The sequence below is a fragment of the Blastopirellula marina genome (assembly GCF_002967715.1).
Lineage (GTDB): Bacteria > Planctomycetota > Planctomycetia > Pirellulales > Pirellulaceae > Bremerella > Bremerella marina_B.
In genome coordinates this window covers 199,230-217,585 of sequence record NZ_PUIA01000038.1, presented here as the reverse complement: position 1 = coordinate 217,585, position 18,356 = coordinate 199,230, and the positions used below count along the sequence as shown (strand labels likewise).

Below are 18,356 nucleotides of genomic sequence, written 5' to 3'. Positions count from 1 at the left end.
AAATGACTCGACAACTCGCATCCCTGATTATCTTCGCACTGCTGGTTCTTCTCGGAACCTCGGTGGAAGCTCAGGTATCGCCTACGCAGTACAGCTCGATTGATTCGCAGCGATTTCAGATCAATCGTCCTCTTTCTGACTTTGTCCGTGTAAAAGGACAAGAAGGCAATTACCTGCAAGGGATCGGCCTGGTGGTCGGCTTGAAGGGAACGGGCGATTCGGACCTGACTCCGACGCATCGCGCGTTGTCGTTGATGCTCAAGCATATGGGCAACAATTCCGGAAGCGGCCCAGGCGGCGAGTACCTACCTGAGGAACTCAAGAACATCAAGAACATGGCCTTGGTTCTCGTTCGGGCTAATATCCCTGCCGAAGGTGCTGAGGAAGGGGATTTCATCGACTGCGAAGTCAGCTCGCTGGGAGCCAAGAGCCTGGCCGGCGGCACGCTGGCGATCTCGACCCTGCAAGGTCCTAACCCCCATGACAAAACCGTCTGGGCTTTGGCCAGCGGACCGGTTGAGCTGGCGAAGAAAGACATTCCGACACGCGGCTACGTCATGAAGGGCTGCCGTATTGAACAGACGATTCGCAACCCTTTCGTAACCCAGGATGGCAAGATCTTCCTGGTCATCAACGAAGGACACAAAGATTGGCGAATGGCTCAGGAAATCGTCTTCGGGGTGAATAACCTGGAACAGAATATCAACCGCGGCACCAGCGGCCAGATCGCCAAGGCCATCGACCAGAAGACCATCGAGATCACGATTCCTCCTCAATACAAGGAAGAGCCGGTCTTCTTCGTCTCTATCTTGATGGAGACGCCAATCGTCGACAGCCTGATGAACAACAAGGTAGTGATCAACCGAAATCAAGGTCTGATCGTGATTGGCAGCGACGTCGAGATCGGTCCTGTCGTGATCAACCACAACGGTATTAAGGTTGAAACGGCCAATCCAGAAGCATCGAAGTTTGTAACGGTTGACACGCAAAAGCAATATGCGACACGCCTGAAAGACCTGGAAGACGCCCTGACCACCTTGAAGGTTCCCGCGACCGACATCATCGACATCGTCGAAGCATTGCATCACCAAGGCAAAGTCTACGGCGAACTGATTTACGTCAACTAGTAAACGAAACAAGCATTGTCATGAACGTCAACACACTCACTTCGACATCCGGTACAGCGGCCCCACAAGGCCAGCTACGCGAGAAGTTCGACCAGTTCGTCGGTGAGTCGATGTTCGGGCAAATGCTCAAGAGCATGCGAGAATCGGTCGGCAAACCAGCCTACTTTCACGGCGGCCGAGCCGAGGAAGTCTTTCAGTCGCAGTTGGATCAGCTTCTGGTCGAAAAGATTTCCGACGCCAGTGCTGAACAGATTTCGCAGCCGATGTTCGAGCTTTTTACCGCCAACATGGGCAACCGACAGGAAGCTTCCGAGCTTTCCTCGTTTGTCAGCGAAGACGAAGCCCAGCAGGCGATCCAGCAGTTGGGCTCACTGCAGCAGCAGAACAAATCGCAAGATAGTGCCACCAACTCGGCGGCTTTGTCGCAGTTGGATGTCTCCATTTAGTCCAGAATGTGTTTCCCACTCTTAAGTAAGTGGTTTTGATCGATATGACTTCGCCAATGCCTTCCACAGCAGAACACCTGTCAACGCCACTGAATCTCGAAAACGAGACGGCGCTCTTTCTGCAGGAACTTTCTGACGTTCAGGCCGACTTGCTGAACGTTTTGCATCGCAAACGCGAGCAGATGGTTGCCAACGACCTGGAAGCCATGGAGCAGACCATGGTCAGCGAACAGGCACTGCTTGATCGACTTGATCAACTGCGTGACTCTCGACAAATGCTTCTGGCCGACGCGCGCGGGAAGGGATTGCCATCCGATAGCATGCACTCGCTAGCGAGAGCGCTAGATGAAGATCAATCTGGCGAACTTGCGACAAAGGCGCACACCGCGAAAGATACGATGCGTCATATTCAAAATGAAACACTGACGAATTTCGTGCTAGCCCAACAAACCGTGTTACATCTTTCTCAATTGCTACAAATCATTGCGACCGGTGGGAAACTTAAACCGACATATGAAGCGGAGAATGCCTCGAATCAGGGTGGAACCTTGGTAGATCAGGATGCATAGGTCGTGCTAGCGTGGCTCGCCTTACGAGGTAAACAAGGATGTCTCTATTTAGCTCTCTACAACAAGCGAACAATGCCCTGCAAGCAGCCCAGGTTGGTCTGCAGGTAACGGGCAACAACATCGCCAACGTCAACACGCCGGACTACCTTCGCCAGCGTGTGATCTATACGCCTGCGCCCACGCAGGCCGTCGGCAACCTGCGGCTGGGACTTGGTGTGCAGGTCGAGGCGATCGTCCAGCAGGTCGACCACTTCCTGGAAGAGCGGCTACGCGGCTCGCGAAGCGATCTAGCGAAAGGCGAAGCCGAGGAGAATACGTTCACCCAGCTAGATGCCCTGATCGGCGAATTAAGCGATACCGACCTCAGCACATCTCTCAACAACTTCTTCGGTTCGATCAACGACATCCTCAACCAGCCGGAAGATTTGGGCGTTCGCAACCTGACCATTCTTCGCGGTCAGACGCTAGCAGACGATATCTCTCGGATGTATCAACGTGTCCGCCAGGTTCAGCTCGACACGAACGATCGAATCCGTGATGCGGCCGGAACCATCAATGGCCTGCTGACCGATATCGCTGACCTCAACGAAAAGATTACCGTCATGGAAGGCGGGGTCACGCAGAGTGACGCCGTGGGACTTCGCGATCAACGCCAACGCAAGCTCACCGAGCTTTCCGAGTTGATCGGTATTCGAGCAGTCGAACAAAAGAACGGTTCGGTATCGGTTTTCGCAGGGGGTGAATACCTGGTAACCGACGGCATTGCCCGGCAAGTCTACGCCGACGAAGAACCTCGCGACGGTGCCAACTTTGTCGACATCAAGATCGTAGACTTCGAGTCCCCCTTGCAGACCGATACCGGCAAACTGGCAGGGCTGGTCAATTCGCGGGATCATATTCTTGGCGACTTTCTCGGCCAGCTCAACAACTTCGCCAAGTCGTTTGCATTTGAGTTCAATAAGGTCTTCAGCAGCGGCCAAGGACTCACTGGCTACGAATCGATCGAAGCGGAACACTTTGTCAGTGCCGACCAATGGAATGATGCCCTCGACCAGGTGGGACTTCCGTTTACGCCAGAGAATGGCTCGTTCCAAGTCAAACTGCTCAATCGCCAAACTGGCGTTACGGAAACACACGACATCTTCGTGCAGCTCAACGGCACCAACGACGACACCTCGCTCGAAGACCTGCGGGCGGCACTGGACGATATCGATGGACTCTCGGCATCGATCAGCCTGGAAGGGCAGCTTCAGATCAGTGCTGATCAGCCCAACATCGAGTTTGCTTTCGCCGACGATACGAGCGGCGTGCTGGCATCCCTGGGAGTTGGCACGTTCTTTACCGGTTCGTCTGCCACGGATCTTGGCGTAAACGAATTGGTAAGCGGTGACCCCTCTAAGTTTGCGGCCAGTCGATCGGGCATCGGTAAAGATACGGATAACGCGTTGGATCTCGCATCGTTCTCCGATCGAGCGTTGGACTCGTTCAGCGGGACAACCGTTTCCGCATTTTATAAAGACCTGGTTGGGGGAGTTGCTCAAACGGCTGCGGTCACGAAGGGAATAACTGAAGGCTTTCGCGTATTCAAAGATACGCTCGAAGGACAAAAGCTCGGCGTCAGCGGCGTCAACTTAGACGAAGAAGCGGTGCGTATGATCACCTTTCAACGTCAGTTCCAAGCATCATCTCGAATGATCGCGACGCTCGACGAACTATTAGAGATTATGGTCAACCTGTAAGGAGGGGCCCAGCCTGAGAGTCCTTACAAATGAGCAACGGCTCAGCCTCACGGCGACGGAAACATATTCATGACACGTATTATCCCGGTTCCCACAGGTCGAACGAGCGACTACCTACTGTCGCAGCGTCTCACCAATCAAATGTCAGCGGACCAGCTTGACTTGCTGCGATTGCAAACGCAGCTAAGTACCGGACGTCGCGTGCTTTCTCTGAGTGATGACGCGCCAGCCGCTATCCGTGGCGTGACGCTGCAGTCGCTGTTGGAACAAAAAACGCAGATCCAAACGAACCTGATTACCAGTCAGTCCTACCTCTCAGCCACCGACGTAGCACTGGCCAACGTCCAAACGACACTGAACGATGTAAAAGGGCTGGCCGTTCGGCTTGCGGATACAACCTTCTCCGATACCGAACTCGCCGCTGCAGGAGAGCAAGTTGAGCGAGCCATTCAACAGATGATGGACCTGGCCAATCAGCAGTTTCGTGGACGCTATCTGTTCGCAGGCTCGAATACGACGACCAAGCCGTTTCAGACGCTTGATAACGGTCTGATTCAGTACCTGGGCAATACGACCGGCCTGCAAAGCTTTGCTGATATCGATTTGCTTTTCGATACAACCGTCAATGGACACGATGCATTTGGTGCGATCAGCGAGCAGGTCAAAGGGATTGGGGATCTGAATCCCATCGTGAGTGGTTCAACAAAGCTTGCTGATCTGCGGGGAGGGAAGGGGATCCAAAAGGGGAGTTTCCAGATTTCCGATGGTATCTCTCCGCCTGTCACCATCGATATTAGCCGAGCCAATACGCTCAATGACGTCGTTCGCCTGATCGAGGCGAACCCACCAGCCGGCCGCAAGGTAACGGCACGCATCAGCGACACCGGTCTGATCGTCGACATCGACGATGCAGGTGGCGGCAACCTCACCATCCGCGAACTAGGTGGCAGCCGTGTCGCAGCTCAACTGGGGATTCTCAAGACCGATGGCAATCTTACCAACCCAATCGTTGGGGCCGACTTGAACCCGCGGGTTACCTTGACCACGAAGGTCGCAAATCTGCTGGGAACCAAGTCGAATGCAATCATCGAATACCCAGGAGCGAACAACGACATCCTCATTAAGGCCAACTCCAACGGCGAATCGCTCAATGGCACGAAAATTCAGCTAGTCGACGATAACCTACTGAAAGCAGGTACCGGTATCACCCGGGGTAATGAAATCGTTACTAAGGGTTCCGACCTACTGCGTCCCCAGGCGACGTTGAACCTCGACGGAGCTGACAACGACTTACTGCTCACCGCGAATTCTACCGATGGAAGTCTAGATGGTGTGCAGATCATCATAGATGCCTCCAGCGACATCGGCGACACGGCCGTCATTGGGCCGACAACGCTGGTTGATGGTGTCCCGACCATTACGGTCCAGGTCGACGACAGCGACGAGACAAGTCTCCAGACATTAATAAACGCATTTGCCGTTGACGGACGGTTCGCCGTCGGCAAAGCGAATACTGGTGAAGGGTTCAACCCGGCCGGTGCCGTAGCCGCGACGAACGATGGGCACACGTCCACCGCTCTGGTCACCAGCCAAGCGGTGAAAGCCAGAGCCTCGCTACCGTTGGTGGGTGGCAGCAACGACCTGACCCTGATCGCCAACCAAGCAGGTGACCTATTCAATAATGTCGAAATCGTGATCGACGCGTCCAGTAACCTGGGAGACGCCGCCATCGCGAGCTATTCGGACGATGGCACCACCCGCCGTTTGACCATTCAGATTGATGACGATAACGAAACAACCGTTCAATCGATCATCAATGCAATTGCCGCCGAAGGTACGTTCTCGGTCACCAGCGATAATGGAAACGGCGAATCGTTCAATCTGGCTGCTTCAGTCAATGTGGCCAGTGCCGGCACGATCGGCAACACTGGCAATACCGGGGGTGACATCGATACCTATTTCGTCCAGGTTGCCTCGGGAACGACGACCGCAGACGATCTCATCCGAGCACTGAACAACAGCGTCACGTTCTCCGCGGACTTCACTGCCAGCATCGATCCCAAAGATACCACGGCCGAGTTTTTAACAGCGAGCGGTACGGTTAGCACATCCGTCATTGGCGAAACGTCCGGCGGATCGGGCACAACATTCGACCGCGATTCTGGCATCCAGATCCAGAATGGCTCTGTTATCACGACGCTCGACTTTAGTGAAGTGGAAACGGTTGAAGATCTACTTAACGTCTTCAATAGAAGTGACGCTGGACTTGTTGCTGAGATCAATTCAAACGGCAACGGCATCAACGTTCGCTCAACCGTCAGCGGCGGAGACTTTTCCATCGGGGAAAATGGGGGCCAAACGGCTACCCAGTTAGGCCTGCGAAGCTTCACCACGGAAACACGACTCTCGGAACTGAACTTCGGTCGCGGTGTCGCCGGCACCGATGGAACGGATTTGACGATTACTCGTAACGACGGTGTCGAACTCAATATCGAGCTTTCAACGGCCAAGACCATCGGGGATGTGCTAAACCTGATCAACAACCATCCCAATAACTTGGATGGTCCCAATGCAGTCGTGGCGCGATTGTCGGAATTCGGTAATGGCATCGAATTGATCGACGATAACCCGCCTGGCTTTGGTCGCCTCACCGTATCCCAAGGGGTGCTTAGTCACGCAGGCGTCGACCTTGGCCTGATTCCCCCCGGTCAAACGGAAGCAACCGTTTCGGATTCGCCCGATGCTTCGCCGGCCACGGCGATTGTCAAATTCGCCGAACCAGATAACGTCAACAACGCATTTAAGCTGACGGCTCAAAATCCCGGCACCAGCTACAACAACATTCAAATCGAGATCGTCAACAGTGCCGCCAGTGGTAACGAGGCCCTTGTCTCATTCGATCCCGCTACGCAGAAACTAACGATCGATGTCGACCCGACATTGACCTCGGCAAATACCGTTATTGCCGCAATTCAAGCGGAAGGTACATTTGCAGCGGAGCTTTACGCAACCGAAGACGCCACCAACGCAGGAACCGGCCTGGTTTCGCAAACTGGTGTCCTCGCGACGACTAACGGTGGAACACCGGTTGCGGATTCAGCGGCAGCGACGGCCGAGATCTCCTTTTCTTCACCAAATAACCTGAACACCGCGTTCTCCCTGGTTGCGAAATACCCGGGCACGCGGATGAACGACGTGCGAATTGTCTTTGAAGACTCTTTATCAGGTGGAGTCCCCAGCGCCGTCTTTAATTCGGCAACCAAAACGCTCACCGTTCAAATCGAAGCAGGCGTGACGACGGCCAACCAAGTAATTGCCGCGATTGACCAGCAAGGGGATTTCGATGCGAAGTTGAACTTCGCCAGTGACCTGACTAACTCTGGCAATGGAATTATCAACGCGACAGGAACCGTCGGAACGACGGCAGGCGGTAGTCCGGAGGTGCTTCAAGGTCGCAACGTCAATCCACAGGAAACCAAGGGGATCTTCAACTCGCTATTGCGACTCAAGGATGCCATCGCTTCCAAAAACGTTCAGGAGGTCTCGCGCATTGCCGGCCTGCTGGCAGAAGATATTGACCGGCTCAGCTTCACCCGTGGTGAGCTCGGAGCACGAGATCAGCACGTCGACGTGCTCAAAGCTCGTGGTGAAGATGAGATCCTCGAACTAAAAACGAACCTATCGTTGGAAATTGACGTCGATATCGTCCAGGCCATTTCGGAAATGACAGCCAAACAGGCCTCATTCCAGGCCTCGCTGCAAATGACGGGGCAGCTATTCCAATTAACCTTATTGGATTTTATCTAGTCCGACTTTGACGATTCTATGGATTCCTCCGGCCATTCGGTCGATAGAGAGAATAGGGCGTTATCTTCGCGTCCACAACTAATTTGCCGACATGATTGCGTAAGGACGCCAGGGGCTATGGAATTTAAAACCACTCGCTTCGGCCAGCTCGATATTCGCCAAGATGAAATCATCACCTTCCCAAACGGCATGATCGGTTTCGACGGTCATACGAAATGGGCCATTCTGGCGGATGATTCCAACGATTCGGTCGGCTGGCTGCAGTCTTTGGAAGATCCAGGACTCGCGTTCGCAGTCGTTAGCCCTCGGCGATACATTCCTTCCTACAAGGTGCGAATCAGCCCGGAACAAGCCAGTTCGCTGCAAATCGACGCCGGCATGGAGACCTTTGTGCTGGTCGTCGTAAGTCGCGAAGACGGACTAGTTACCGTCAATCTCCGGGCTCCTCTGCTGGTAAATCTCTCGCTCCAGGTAGGCCGTCAGGTGATCACCACCGATGAACAACCACTGCGGCACGTCATTGCGACTGAAACAATCCCTTTGCGTCGCAGCGCTTGAACATCCGGACTTGCCGTCAGAATAGTATCCACGGATTGAAAAGTGAATCCGTCTCTCTAGGTGTCCGATACTCAACACGTCGAGTCATAGCAATGCACTGCTATCATTGCTGGCGAGCGACTGCAAGCACGCAGTCATTCGGGGCTGGACGGAATCTTACAAGCACCAAATGCCCAATACCCTGATTGAAATAAAAGTAGGAAGGAGCCAGAGATGCTGGTACTCTCGAGGCACCGTGACGAAAGCATCATGATCGGCGACAATATTGTCATCACGATTGTGGATATTCGTGGGGATAAAGTTCGCCTGGGCATCGCTGCCCCGCAAGACATTCCTGTGCATCGCCAGGAGGTCTACGAGGCAATCAAGCGAGAAAACATGCAGGCCTCCGGCATGCAGCCTGAAGACACCGCTATGATGAAGAAGGGCCGCAAATAATTGCGGTCTTGAGACGGAGGTCGTCTATCCATCAGCCAGACGACCTCCAAGTCTTTCTCCCTTTGCGCAACTCCGCACAGCGAAACCCTCGTTGCGCTGTATGAATCTTCGGCAAGCCGCAGACAGGCACCGATCTAGATTCCTCTCCCAGCGGATTTCCAGGGAAAAAATTCCCTGCATAGGGCGTTGCCGTTCCATAGGTATTCCTATCGATCGGTCACCCCTCTGGTCTCTGCTAATGATTCGCAAAACAGGGCACTTTCGTACCGGTGATTGGCTAAATGCCAATCGTTTCCCTTACGCAATTCAACCATTGGGTGGTGCGGTCGTAACGCCTGGTCTAACGATGCGGAATGAAGCAGGGAAACAACTTCGGTCGAGTCAGACGTCAACGAAAAAGAATGTCTTTATCTCAAGCTAGTGTCAAAGTGTGACGATCTTCCCATTTAGACGTTTCAGAATCCTCGCGGAAGCTGCGCCGACCACGTAGCTAGCTCGGATAAGGGGCGTTAAACGGGGGCAGGCCCAAACTGGCTACGACGTTCGTAGAAAGAAACCGTGGCCAAAACTCGAGATTGACAATCGTTCGTTCCCAATATTTCGGGGCTGCGTTTTGCAGCTTCACCAGCTGAGTCACGACTCCCCGTCTCGGTTGGAACCAAACGTAGTCCTCAACTAGGAGGGGTGTCTCACAATGACCCGAATCAATACTAACGTCAGCTCACTCATCGCTCAGAACACGTTATCGCGTTCTAACAACGACTTGCAAACCGCACTGGGTCGTTTGAGTACCGGTCTCCGGATCAACCGTGGTAAAGACGATCCGGCTGGTTTGATCGCCAGCGAAGGTCTCCGCAGCGATATCATCAGCGTCGAAAAGGCCATCACGAACAGTGAACGTGCCAATCAGCTGATCGCTACGGCCGACAGCGCACTTGGTCAGGTTAGCCAGCTTCTCAATGACATCCGTGGCTTGACTTCGGAAGCCGCTAATACGGGTGCATTGAGCGAAGAGCAGATCGCTGCGAATCAGCTGCAGATCGACTCGTCGCTGGAAGCCATCGACCGTATCGCACAAATCACTTCGTTCCAAGGCAAGCGACTGCTGGACGGCAACCTCGACTTCATCACCAACGGTGTGGATACGAAGTCGATCGAAGGCCTCCGCGTCGACCAGGCCAACTTCGGCTCGTTCAGCGAAATCGGCGTCTCGGTCAACGTCGTCAAGCAAGCGACCCGCGGTCAATTGAACTACAACTTCGGTGCCATCGCTGAAGATCTCGTGCTGCAAATCGGCGGCGGCAACGGTACTGAAGCATTCAACTTCGCCAAGGGTTCGACCATCGAAGAGGTCGCTTCGGCCGTCAACCTGGTTTCGGACGCCACCGGCGTGGAAGCCATCGTCGAAACGGCTGCCACCAAGGGCACGCTGGTCGCTTCGAGCTACGGCGAGAACAACGACGTCCTGATCACCGCTAACGAAGCCGGTTTCGATCCTGGTGACGTTCGCATTAAGTACACAAAGGGCACCACAAGCACGACCAGCGCAACCTACACCGCTCCAGTTGGTGAAGATCCTGCACAGATCGAAGTTTCGCTCGGTGTTCGTGATTACGAAGCTGCGACCGTTACCGTCGACGATGCTGGTACAGACAACGACTTCACCATCACAGCCAATATCAAGGGTGCTGACTTCAATGGTGTTTCCGTCGTCTTCGCCAATGACGGTGCCGCTGGTGCTGAAACGGTCGACTTTGACGCCGACGCCGGTACGCTGACCATCCACAAGGCAGCTACCTCGACCGCCGCTCAGTTGGTTACCGCTATCAACAACACTGCCGTCAATGATCAAGTTGCTGAGTTGTTCACGGCCGCTCTGGTCGAAACAACCGGTGGTACGGGTGCTGGTGCTGTTGCTTCGGCCGGTGCTGCTGGTACGTTCGCCGGTGGTGTTGACGGTGGCGACGTCATTGCCACAGCCAACGACGTTGTTGCAGCGATCAACGCTGCTGCCGGCAACGACAAGGTCACCGCTTCTCTGGAAGCTGGCAACAACGGCTACGGTATCGTCTCTGAATTCACGGACGTCGCTTACCACGGTGTTGCTGAACAGAACAATGCGTTACAGTTCCTGGCTCCGCAATCGAATCCGAACATTCGGTTCGTCTCGAATCCAGGCACGGAACTCAGCATCGATACGACGACCGATCCTCGTGTTGAAGGACTTTCGTCAGCCACGCTGCAGAGTGACGATGCAAATGCAACGTTTACTGTCTCGGCCAAGCTTAAAGGCAGTGATTACGACGACTACACGATTTCGTTTGTCGACGACACCGACCTAGCCGGTAATGGCGATGAATACGTCATTCTCGACAAAGAAAACAAGACCCTGAAGATCTATATCAACGATGCTACCTCGACTGCCCAGGACGCTGTTGACGCGATCAACAACGACACCTACGTCAGCGACTACTTCGGTGCCGATAACTTTGGTTCCAGCGATGGTTCTGGCGTTATCACAATCGCCAACTATCCAGCTTCAGTTGATACGGCAGGTGGCGTTGAATCGGAAGGCACACTGATCATCAATCTGGCCACCGATGAAAACGGTATCATCACGACGACCGCGGACGACCTGATCGCGTTCTTCGATGACCCTAGCCAATTCATCAGTGACTCGACCGAAGCCGCCGATGCTGCTGCCTACCTGTCCGCTCGCGGAATCAGCGTCACCAACGCTGGTGGCAGCGATGGCTCGGGTGTGTTGGCCGTCACGTCGGAAGACATCTCCTTCTCAACGAGCGGCACCGATCTGGAAGATGCTCAGGCAACGGGCACTACTTTCGCTGTTAACGGTGAAAATGCTCAGCTGACGTTCACCGCTATCAACAGCGGCGCAGATTACGACGACGTCACGATTCAGTTCGTTGCAGACGGTTCGGTGACTGCCGGTACCGATGAGCGTGCTGAATACGACGCAGCCTCGAAGACGCTGACCTTCTACATCGAAGAAGGCGTTACGACCGCCGCCGACATCGAAGACATCTTCGACTCGGCCGACGGCAACTACGATGCTGACATCGCAGCCTTGTTCTCGGCATCTGCCGGTGGTACTGGTGCCGGTGTTGTCACGACCGACGACACGGGTAAGCTCGAAGGTGGTGTTGTTGACGGTGGAAGCGTCCAAGGTGCTGCCCTGCAAGGCAACTCGGACCTGGAAAACACCGGTCTGACGTTCCAGGCAACTCGTTATGGTTCGGACAGCTTCGTGAGCGTGAAAGCTCTAAGCGGAACGTTCCACCTGACCAACGGGACCGGTGCTGCTGCCGACCGTTCGGAAGGTACCGACGTCGACGTCCGCATCAACGGTATCCAAGCCGTGGGTGACGGTCTGAAGGCCTCGATCAACACCTCGTCGCTCGACCTGAGCTTCTCGTTGAGTGCTTCGGTTGGTGACAGCTCGAAGTTGAGCTTCAAGATCTCGGGTGGTGGTGCCTTGTTCCAACTGGGTCCAGACGTGGTCAGCAACCAGCAGGCTCGCCTTGGTATCCAGAGCGTCAGCACGGCAACCCTGGGTGGTGTCAGCGGCCGTCTGTTCGAGTTGCGTTCCGGTGGCTCAAAGAGCCTGACCTCCGACGTCGGTGGTGCTGCCAAGATCGTTGACGAAACGATTACGGTTGTTACCCAGCTTCGCGGTCGCTTGGGTGCATTCCAGAAAACGACTCTGGAATCGAACATCTACACCTTGAACGACACGCTGGCCAACCTGACCGAAGCTGAAAGCTCGATCCGTGATGCAGACTTCGCTGCTGAATCGGCTAAGCTGACCCGGTCGCAGATTCTGGTCCAGTCGGGTACCTCGGTGTTGGGTATCGCCAACCAGAACCCACAAAACGTTCTGAGTCTGCTCCGTTAAGAAGCAACTTAGTTCTCATATCAGGAAAACGCCCGGCCATTTGGTCGGGCGTTTTTCGTTGAAAGCCCTATCGATCAAAATTACCTAATCGGAAAATTCCTCCAGCATGTGGTCGCATATAGTCGATAAAGAAGAATAGCGCGAGCTAGATTTCTGCGGAACTATTGCGTGAGCGACGGCTCACCCACGCGACACGAAGCTAATGGCAGGCATTCAAGCCAATACTGGTCTCATCACCGGCATTCCGATTACGGAAACGGTCAAGCAGCTGATTGCGCTCGAAGCCCAGCCTCGAGATTTGCTGGTCACCCGCACCGAGGCCATCAACAGCGAAGCAAAAGCAATTGCGGAGCTTACAGCCAGTGTTCTGAGCTTTCAGTTCACCGCCAAGAAGTTCGAGAAGGCCTCCCTTTTCAATACTTCCAAGGCTACCAGTAGCAACACGACATTTCTCTCGGCCACCGTAACCGGATCGCCCAAAGCGGGTAACTATCAGTTTACTCCCATTCGCACGGCGCAATCACAGCAACTGCTCAGCTCGGGCGTATCTTCCCTCACTCAGCCGTTAACGGCCGGAAAGATCCAGATCAGTCACGGTCCGAAGCTCGATGACGGAATCTCTCTCGATCAACTCAATGGCGGCCAAGGGGTACAGCGTGGGAAGATTCGCATCACAGACCGCAGCGGAAGTAGTGCCGCCGTCGACTTGAGTTACGCTCAGACGATCGACGACGTCCTGGATGCGATCAATAACAATGACGACATTCAGGTTACCGCGACGGTTGATGGCGATCGAATCAAGCTGACGGACAACTCTGGTTCGATAGCCTCGAATCTCATTGTTCAGTCCGTTGGAAGTAGCAGTACCGCTGCCGACCTGGGTCTGGATGGAATCAACACGGCATCGAATTCCGCAACTGGTGCCGATCTACTGAGCTTGCATGCCAATACGCTGTTATCGTCACTCAATGATGGCAATGGAATCAGTGTTAACCGCGGCGCAGCAGATCTTGCCGTGTCATTACGTGACGGCTCCTCACTGGAAATTGATCTCGGCAATTCAGCCGCTCCTGAGGATTTCGCCACAGCCACGACCAAATCTGGGGATGCCCGGCTTAGCTTTGCATCCGTCCAGAACGGCAGTGCATACGACGGCGTTCAAATTATTTTCCAAGACAATGGCTCGGTCACTCGAGGGAACGAAACGGTTGTCTTCGACGGCAACGCGAAGACTCTGACGTTTCAGATCGACGCCGGCAAAACAACGGCCGCCGATATCATTTTGGCGCTCGAGAACGACCCAACGGCCAGCCAGTACTTTACCGCTGAAACCGTCAACAACGGACTTGGCAACGGGATTATCGATCCCAACAAAGATTCAGTCACCACTGCGGCCACCACTGGCACCGCCGCCGCGACAACCACATCGGTCGATCCGAATGCGGCGATAGCCTTGACGGCTACCGGAACTGGCGGAGCATTCGATGACGTAACGATCATCTTCGTCGATGACGCTGGCGTTACTGCCGGGGCTGAAACGGTTACCTACGACGACTCTGACCCGAACAACAAGACACTCACAATTCGGATCGATGCCGGCAATTCCACAGGGACGAATGTCATCGATGCCATCAACAACGATCCAACCGCGAGTGCCCTGTTCACCGCTTCAGACGGGTCTGGCAGTGACGGGAGCGGCCTGGTCGATGTTACGGATACCGCAGTCACCTCTGGGGGCGCTTTGCAATCTTCGGCAACCACGCCGGATGATGCCTCCAACGGCCAAGTCAACTTCAAGGCCAAGGTGAAAGGAGCCAACTCCGATGGCTACCAAATCTCGTACGTAGCCGATGGTTCGGTCACGAAGGGAAATGAAGTCGTCGAGCTTGATGCCGAAGCAAAGACAATCACCGTACGTATCGCAGAAGGCGAGACGACCGCCAACGATGTCATAAATGCACTCAATGGCAATACGTCTTTTAAAGCGGTTTTCACCGCCTCCAAGCCAACCAGTGCGACAGGCGACCGAATCATTGATGCTTCCATTGAAGCGACCACGGACAAAGGGGAAGCCAGCGAAGCATCGGAGCCCCAAACCCTCGGCGAATTGATCGACACCATCAATAAAATCGATCCGACCAAGCTACGCGCCCAAATCAGTGACGACGGCGACAGCATCGAGTTTATCGACCTAACGGCCTACAATGGTGGGACTTTTACGGTCAGCAGTATCAACAACAGTTCCGCCGCCGAGGATCTGGGGCTAACCGGCACAGCGTCCGGTGGCACGCTTACCAGTCGCAGGCTTCAAGCAGGACTGAAAACAACACTGCTAACGTCGCTCAATGGTGGGCAAGGCCTGGGCACGCTAGGTACCATTTCGCTCACAGATCGCAGTGGCAGTTCGGCAGATGTGGACTTGTCGTCGGCTGAAACCGTCGAAGATGTTATCGAACTGATCAATGCTTCTGGCTTGGCCATTAGCGCCAAGGTAAACGCATCTGGCACAGGCATCTCGCTCATTGATGCCAGTGGTTCCTTCAGCAGCAACTTCATCATCGCTAATGCCGATGGAACCAACAGTGCGGATCTGCTCAATATCACGCACGACTCGACGAGCCTGACCGTAAACTCTGGTAACCTTGGGCGTCAATTTGTCAATGAGAATACTAAGCTCGATGATCTCAAGGGTGGTCAAGGTATCGAGCGTGGCAAGTTTCTTATCAAGAACAGTGCCGGCAACACTCGGCTATTCGATCTAACCGACGAATCGTTCGAGACAGTCGGTGACTTGATCGACACGATCAACTCGCAACTCGAACTGGATGTCGAAGCTCGGATTAACGACCGCGGTGACGGAATCGTCCTGATCGATAAGAGCTCGGGATCGGGCAAGTTAACTGTCACCGAAGGCAGCTCTATTAATACCGCGGCAAGTCTCGGCCTGCTTGGCACCGGCGTCGAGAAAGAAGTCGACGGTATTACCCGTACTGTCATTGAAGGCTCTGAAGTCACGACCATCGACATCGAAGCCGGGGAAACGTTGCAGGATCTTATCGATAAGATCAATGATGCCAACATCGGGCTGTCGGCCAGTTCGCTCAACACAGGCTCAGGCACAAACCCGGTACGCTTGTCGCTGACGAGCACGATTTCCGGCAGTAAAGGGCGAGTCGTGATCGACTCGAGCCAGTCGCAATTCCGATTTGATGAGATTGTCGAAGCCCAGGACGCTTTACTACTGTTCGGATCCACCAGCAATGCTGCCGCAGGCATCCTGACTTCGTCCAGCACAAACAAGTTTAGCGAAGTGCTAGAGGGAGTCTCACTAACGGTCAACGGAGCCTCCGATTCGGCCATCAATGTGAACATCCAGGTTTCGGATGAACCGCTTGTAAAGGCCGCCCAGGAGTTTGTCGATCAGTACAACGCCTTGCGAGATAAGCTCGACGCGAATACGTTCTTCAACGAATCAGATAACTCGACCGGCGTGCTCTTTGGATCGAATGAAGCTCTGCGAATCGATACCGAACTCGGCAGCCTGATCACATCACGTCTGGCTGGCAACGGCAAGTTTCAATCGCTCGAACAGCTTGGCTTCGAGTTCAATGATACCGGCAAACTAAGCTTTAACTCGACGAAGCTGAAAGCGGCATTTGAAGAAGATCCTAAAGCGGTAGAAACCTTCTTTACCCGAGAAACAACTGGCTTCGCCCATAAAGTATTTAACCTCACAGAACAGTTCGCCGGCAGAAACAACTCGCTGCTGGTCAGTAGAGCCCAAACACTTCAAGCTCGTGCCGATCTCAATACGGATCGTATCAAAGCAATGACTGAGCGACTGGAACGCAAGACAGAAAGCCTACTCAAAGAGTTCTACAATCTCGAACTGACCATCGGCAAATTACAGAACAATCAGACCGCACTAAGTCAGATTCAGTACATTAATCCGGACGGTTCAACTGGGTAATTACCGTATTGGGAAATGTTTCTCCGCAAGACAGCGGGCATGCTGGTCGATATTACCGATAGACCCGACTCTTCGATCCTCGACTGACCCAAGTTGGTATCCATGAGCTTTGCTAGCGACTCGACGGAAAATTACCTGGAGACCGAAGTTCTTACGGCGACTCCACAAAAGCTGCAGTTGATGATGATCAACGGAGCAATCCGCTTTGCATACCAGGCTCAGCAACTGAGCGAGCAGCAAGAGAAGGAAGAAGCCTGGGAACGCCTGATGCGTTGCCGGGAAATCGTCGCTCAGATCCTTTGTAGCATCAAGAACGACGGCAGCGAATTGATGCAGAATGTGGCAGGGATCTACTTTTTTCTGTTTCAGGAACTGACCGACCTGCACGCCAAAGACGAATACAACCGTCTTGATGGTGTTCTGAATGTACTGAACGAAGAGCGCGAAACCTGGGAAGAACTCTGTCGACAGATGCCAGAGGCCCCCGAACGCCCAAGTGACAGCCAGCGGGAGATCACCTCCTCAGACGCAGAAGAAATGATGGGAACCGCAGGCGAAAGCGTGAATTCCCAGGACTTCCAGCAGCGTCCACCTAGCTCGTATGGGTATGAAGGACATTTGGACTATTACCCCAACTCCGGTGGTGGCATATCATTTGATGCCTAATCGCGTCGGTAAGCTCAACTTACGCCCAAAAAGGCGTGTTATCCCGCCAGAATCGCACCGGTTCCCTGGTTGATGGAAAACACCAATCCACGCAACAATGGATGGTTTGATTTTCACTGCTTCACCCCAACCAGGGACCTAGTATCTTGGCTGAGAAAAAACTGATCCGAGTAGGACACAGTCCTGACCCGGACGATGCCTTCATGTTCTACGCTTTGGCCTGCGACAAGATCGATACCGGCAACTATCGGTTTGAGCACGAGTTGGTCGACATCGAAACGCTCAATCGCCGTGCCTTCTCGGGCGAGTTGGAGCTTACTGCGATCAGCATTCATGCCTACGCTCACTTGCATGACAAATACGCCATTTGTTCGTGCGGTGCCAGCATGGGGGACAACTACGGTCCCATGGTCATCGCCAAGCAGAAATACACGCAAGATGAACTGAAGACCAAGACGATCGCCGTCCCCGGCACGCTTACGTCGGCCTTCCTTGCATTGCGGATGTACCTCGGCCAGGAATTCGAACACGTCGTCGTTCCTTTCGACGAAATCATCGAAGTCACCGCGTCTGGTGAGTACCAAGGCAAGCAGGTTGATGCGGGTCTGATCATTCACGAAGGGCAGCTCACCTACCAGCGTCAAGACTTGCAGTTGATCGTCGATCTGGGTGTCTGGTGGCACGATCGCACCGACGGACTTCCACTTCCTTTAGGTGCCAACGGCATACGCAAGGACCTGGGGGACGAAACGATCCGCGAAGTTACCCGCCTGCTGAAAGAGAGCATTGTCTACGGCCTGGAGAATCGCCAGCCGGCACTCGACTACGCTTTGCAGTTCGGTCGTGGACTCGACAATCAACTCGCCGACAAATTCGTCGGGATGTACGTCAACGACTGGACGATCGACTTCGGTGATCGCGGTCGTGAATCGGTCACTCGATTCTTGAAGGAAGGCTACGAACTCGGTGCTATTCCTGAGTTGATCACGCCGGAATTCGTAGACGGCTAATCGAGCAAGGTCAGCGCGGAAATCCTTTCCAAATTGATGGTGATCGGTACTCCAATTGCATGGTATTATTGGAGTACCGAGATTCACTGACTTGTTAGGAAAGCCCCGCA

11 protein-coding genes are annotated in these 18,356 nt (G+C 54.1%); all 11 read left to right on the top strand.

What is annotated here, in order from left to right:
* Positions 1-2 precede the first annotated feature (2 nt).
* The 11 genes from C5Y96_RS14705 (at position 3) to C5Y96_RS14655 (ending at position 18,246) form a co-directional block, all read left to right on the top strand.
* The gene (locus tag C5Y96_RS14705; protein WP_158261244.1) at positions 3-1,127 is read left to right on the top strand and encodes a flagellar basal body P-ring protein FlgI; all 1,125 of its coding nucleotides are present in this window, start codon (positions 3-5) and stop codon (positions 1,125-1,127) included.
* A 20-nt stretch (positions 1,128-1,147) separates the two neighbouring features.
* Complete coding sequence (locus tag C5Y96_RS14700; protein ID WP_105354705.1) at positions 1,148-1,573, top strand: rod-binding protein; 426 nt, start codon at positions 1,148-1,150, stop codon at positions 1,571-1,573.
* Between the two features lie 56 nt (positions 1,574-1,629).
* Positions 1,630-2,142, top strand: a complete 513-nt coding sequence (gene flgN / locus C5Y96_RS14695; protein WP_158261243.1) for a flagellar export chaperone FlgN — start codon at positions 1,630-1,632, stop codon at positions 2,140-2,142.
* 38 nt (positions 2,143-2,180) lie between these two features.
* Positions 2,181-3,881, top strand: coding sequence for a flagellar hook-associated protein FlgK (gene flgK / locus C5Y96_RS14690; RefSeq protein WP_105354701.1), 1,701 nt, complete (start codon positions 2,181-2,183; stop codon positions 3,879-3,881).
* A 69-nt stretch (positions 3,882-3,950) separates the two neighbouring features.
* The gene (gene flgL, locus C5Y96_RS14685) at positions 3,951-7,688 is read left to right on the top strand and encodes a flagellar hook-associated protein FlgL (RefSeq protein ID WP_105354699.1); all 3,738 of its coding nucleotides are present in this window, start codon (positions 3,951-3,953) and stop codon (positions 7,686-7,688) included.
* 117 nt (positions 7,689-7,805) lie between these two features.
* Complete coding sequence (gene fliW / locus C5Y96_RS14680; protein ID WP_158261242.1) at positions 7,806-8,246, top strand: flagellar assembly protein FliW; 441 nt, start codon at positions 7,806-7,808, stop codon at positions 8,244-8,246.
* A gap of 213 nt (positions 8,247-8,459) precedes the next feature.
* On the top strand, positions 8,460-8,684 hold the full coding sequence (csrA, locus tag C5Y96_RS14675) for a carbon storage regulator CsrA (protein WP_105354695.1): 225 nt from the start codon (positions 8,460-8,462) through the stop codon (positions 8,682-8,684).
* 694 nt (positions 8,685-9,378) lie between these two features.
* Positions 9,379-12,600 (top strand): flagellin, encoded by a 3,222-nt coding sequence (locus C5Y96_RS14670; RefSeq protein WP_105354693.1) that lies wholly within the window; start codon positions 9,379-9,381, stop codon positions 12,598-12,600.
* A 202-nt stretch (positions 12,601-12,802) separates the two neighbouring features.
* Positions 12,803-16,570 carry a flagellar filament capping protein FliD gene (gene fliD, locus C5Y96_RS14665; protein ID WP_105354691.1) on the top strand — a complete coding sequence of 1,256 codons (3,768 nt, stop codon included), beginning with the start codon at positions 12,803-12,805 and terminating at the stop codon, positions 16,568-16,570.
* Positions 16,571-16,672: 102 nt separating this feature from the next.
* On the top strand, positions 16,673-17,236 hold the full coding sequence (gene fliS, locus C5Y96_RS14660; protein WP_105354689.1) for a flagellar export chaperone FliS: 564 nt from the start codon (positions 16,673-16,675) through the stop codon (positions 17,234-17,236).
* Positions 17,237-17,382: 146 nt separating this feature from the next.
* Positions 17,383-18,246, top strand: a complete 864-nt coding sequence (locus C5Y96_RS14655) for an MqnA/MqnD/SBP family protein (RefSeq protein ID WP_233198971.1) — start codon at positions 17,383-17,385, stop codon at positions 18,244-18,246.
* Positions 18,247-18,356: the final 110 nt, after the last annotated feature.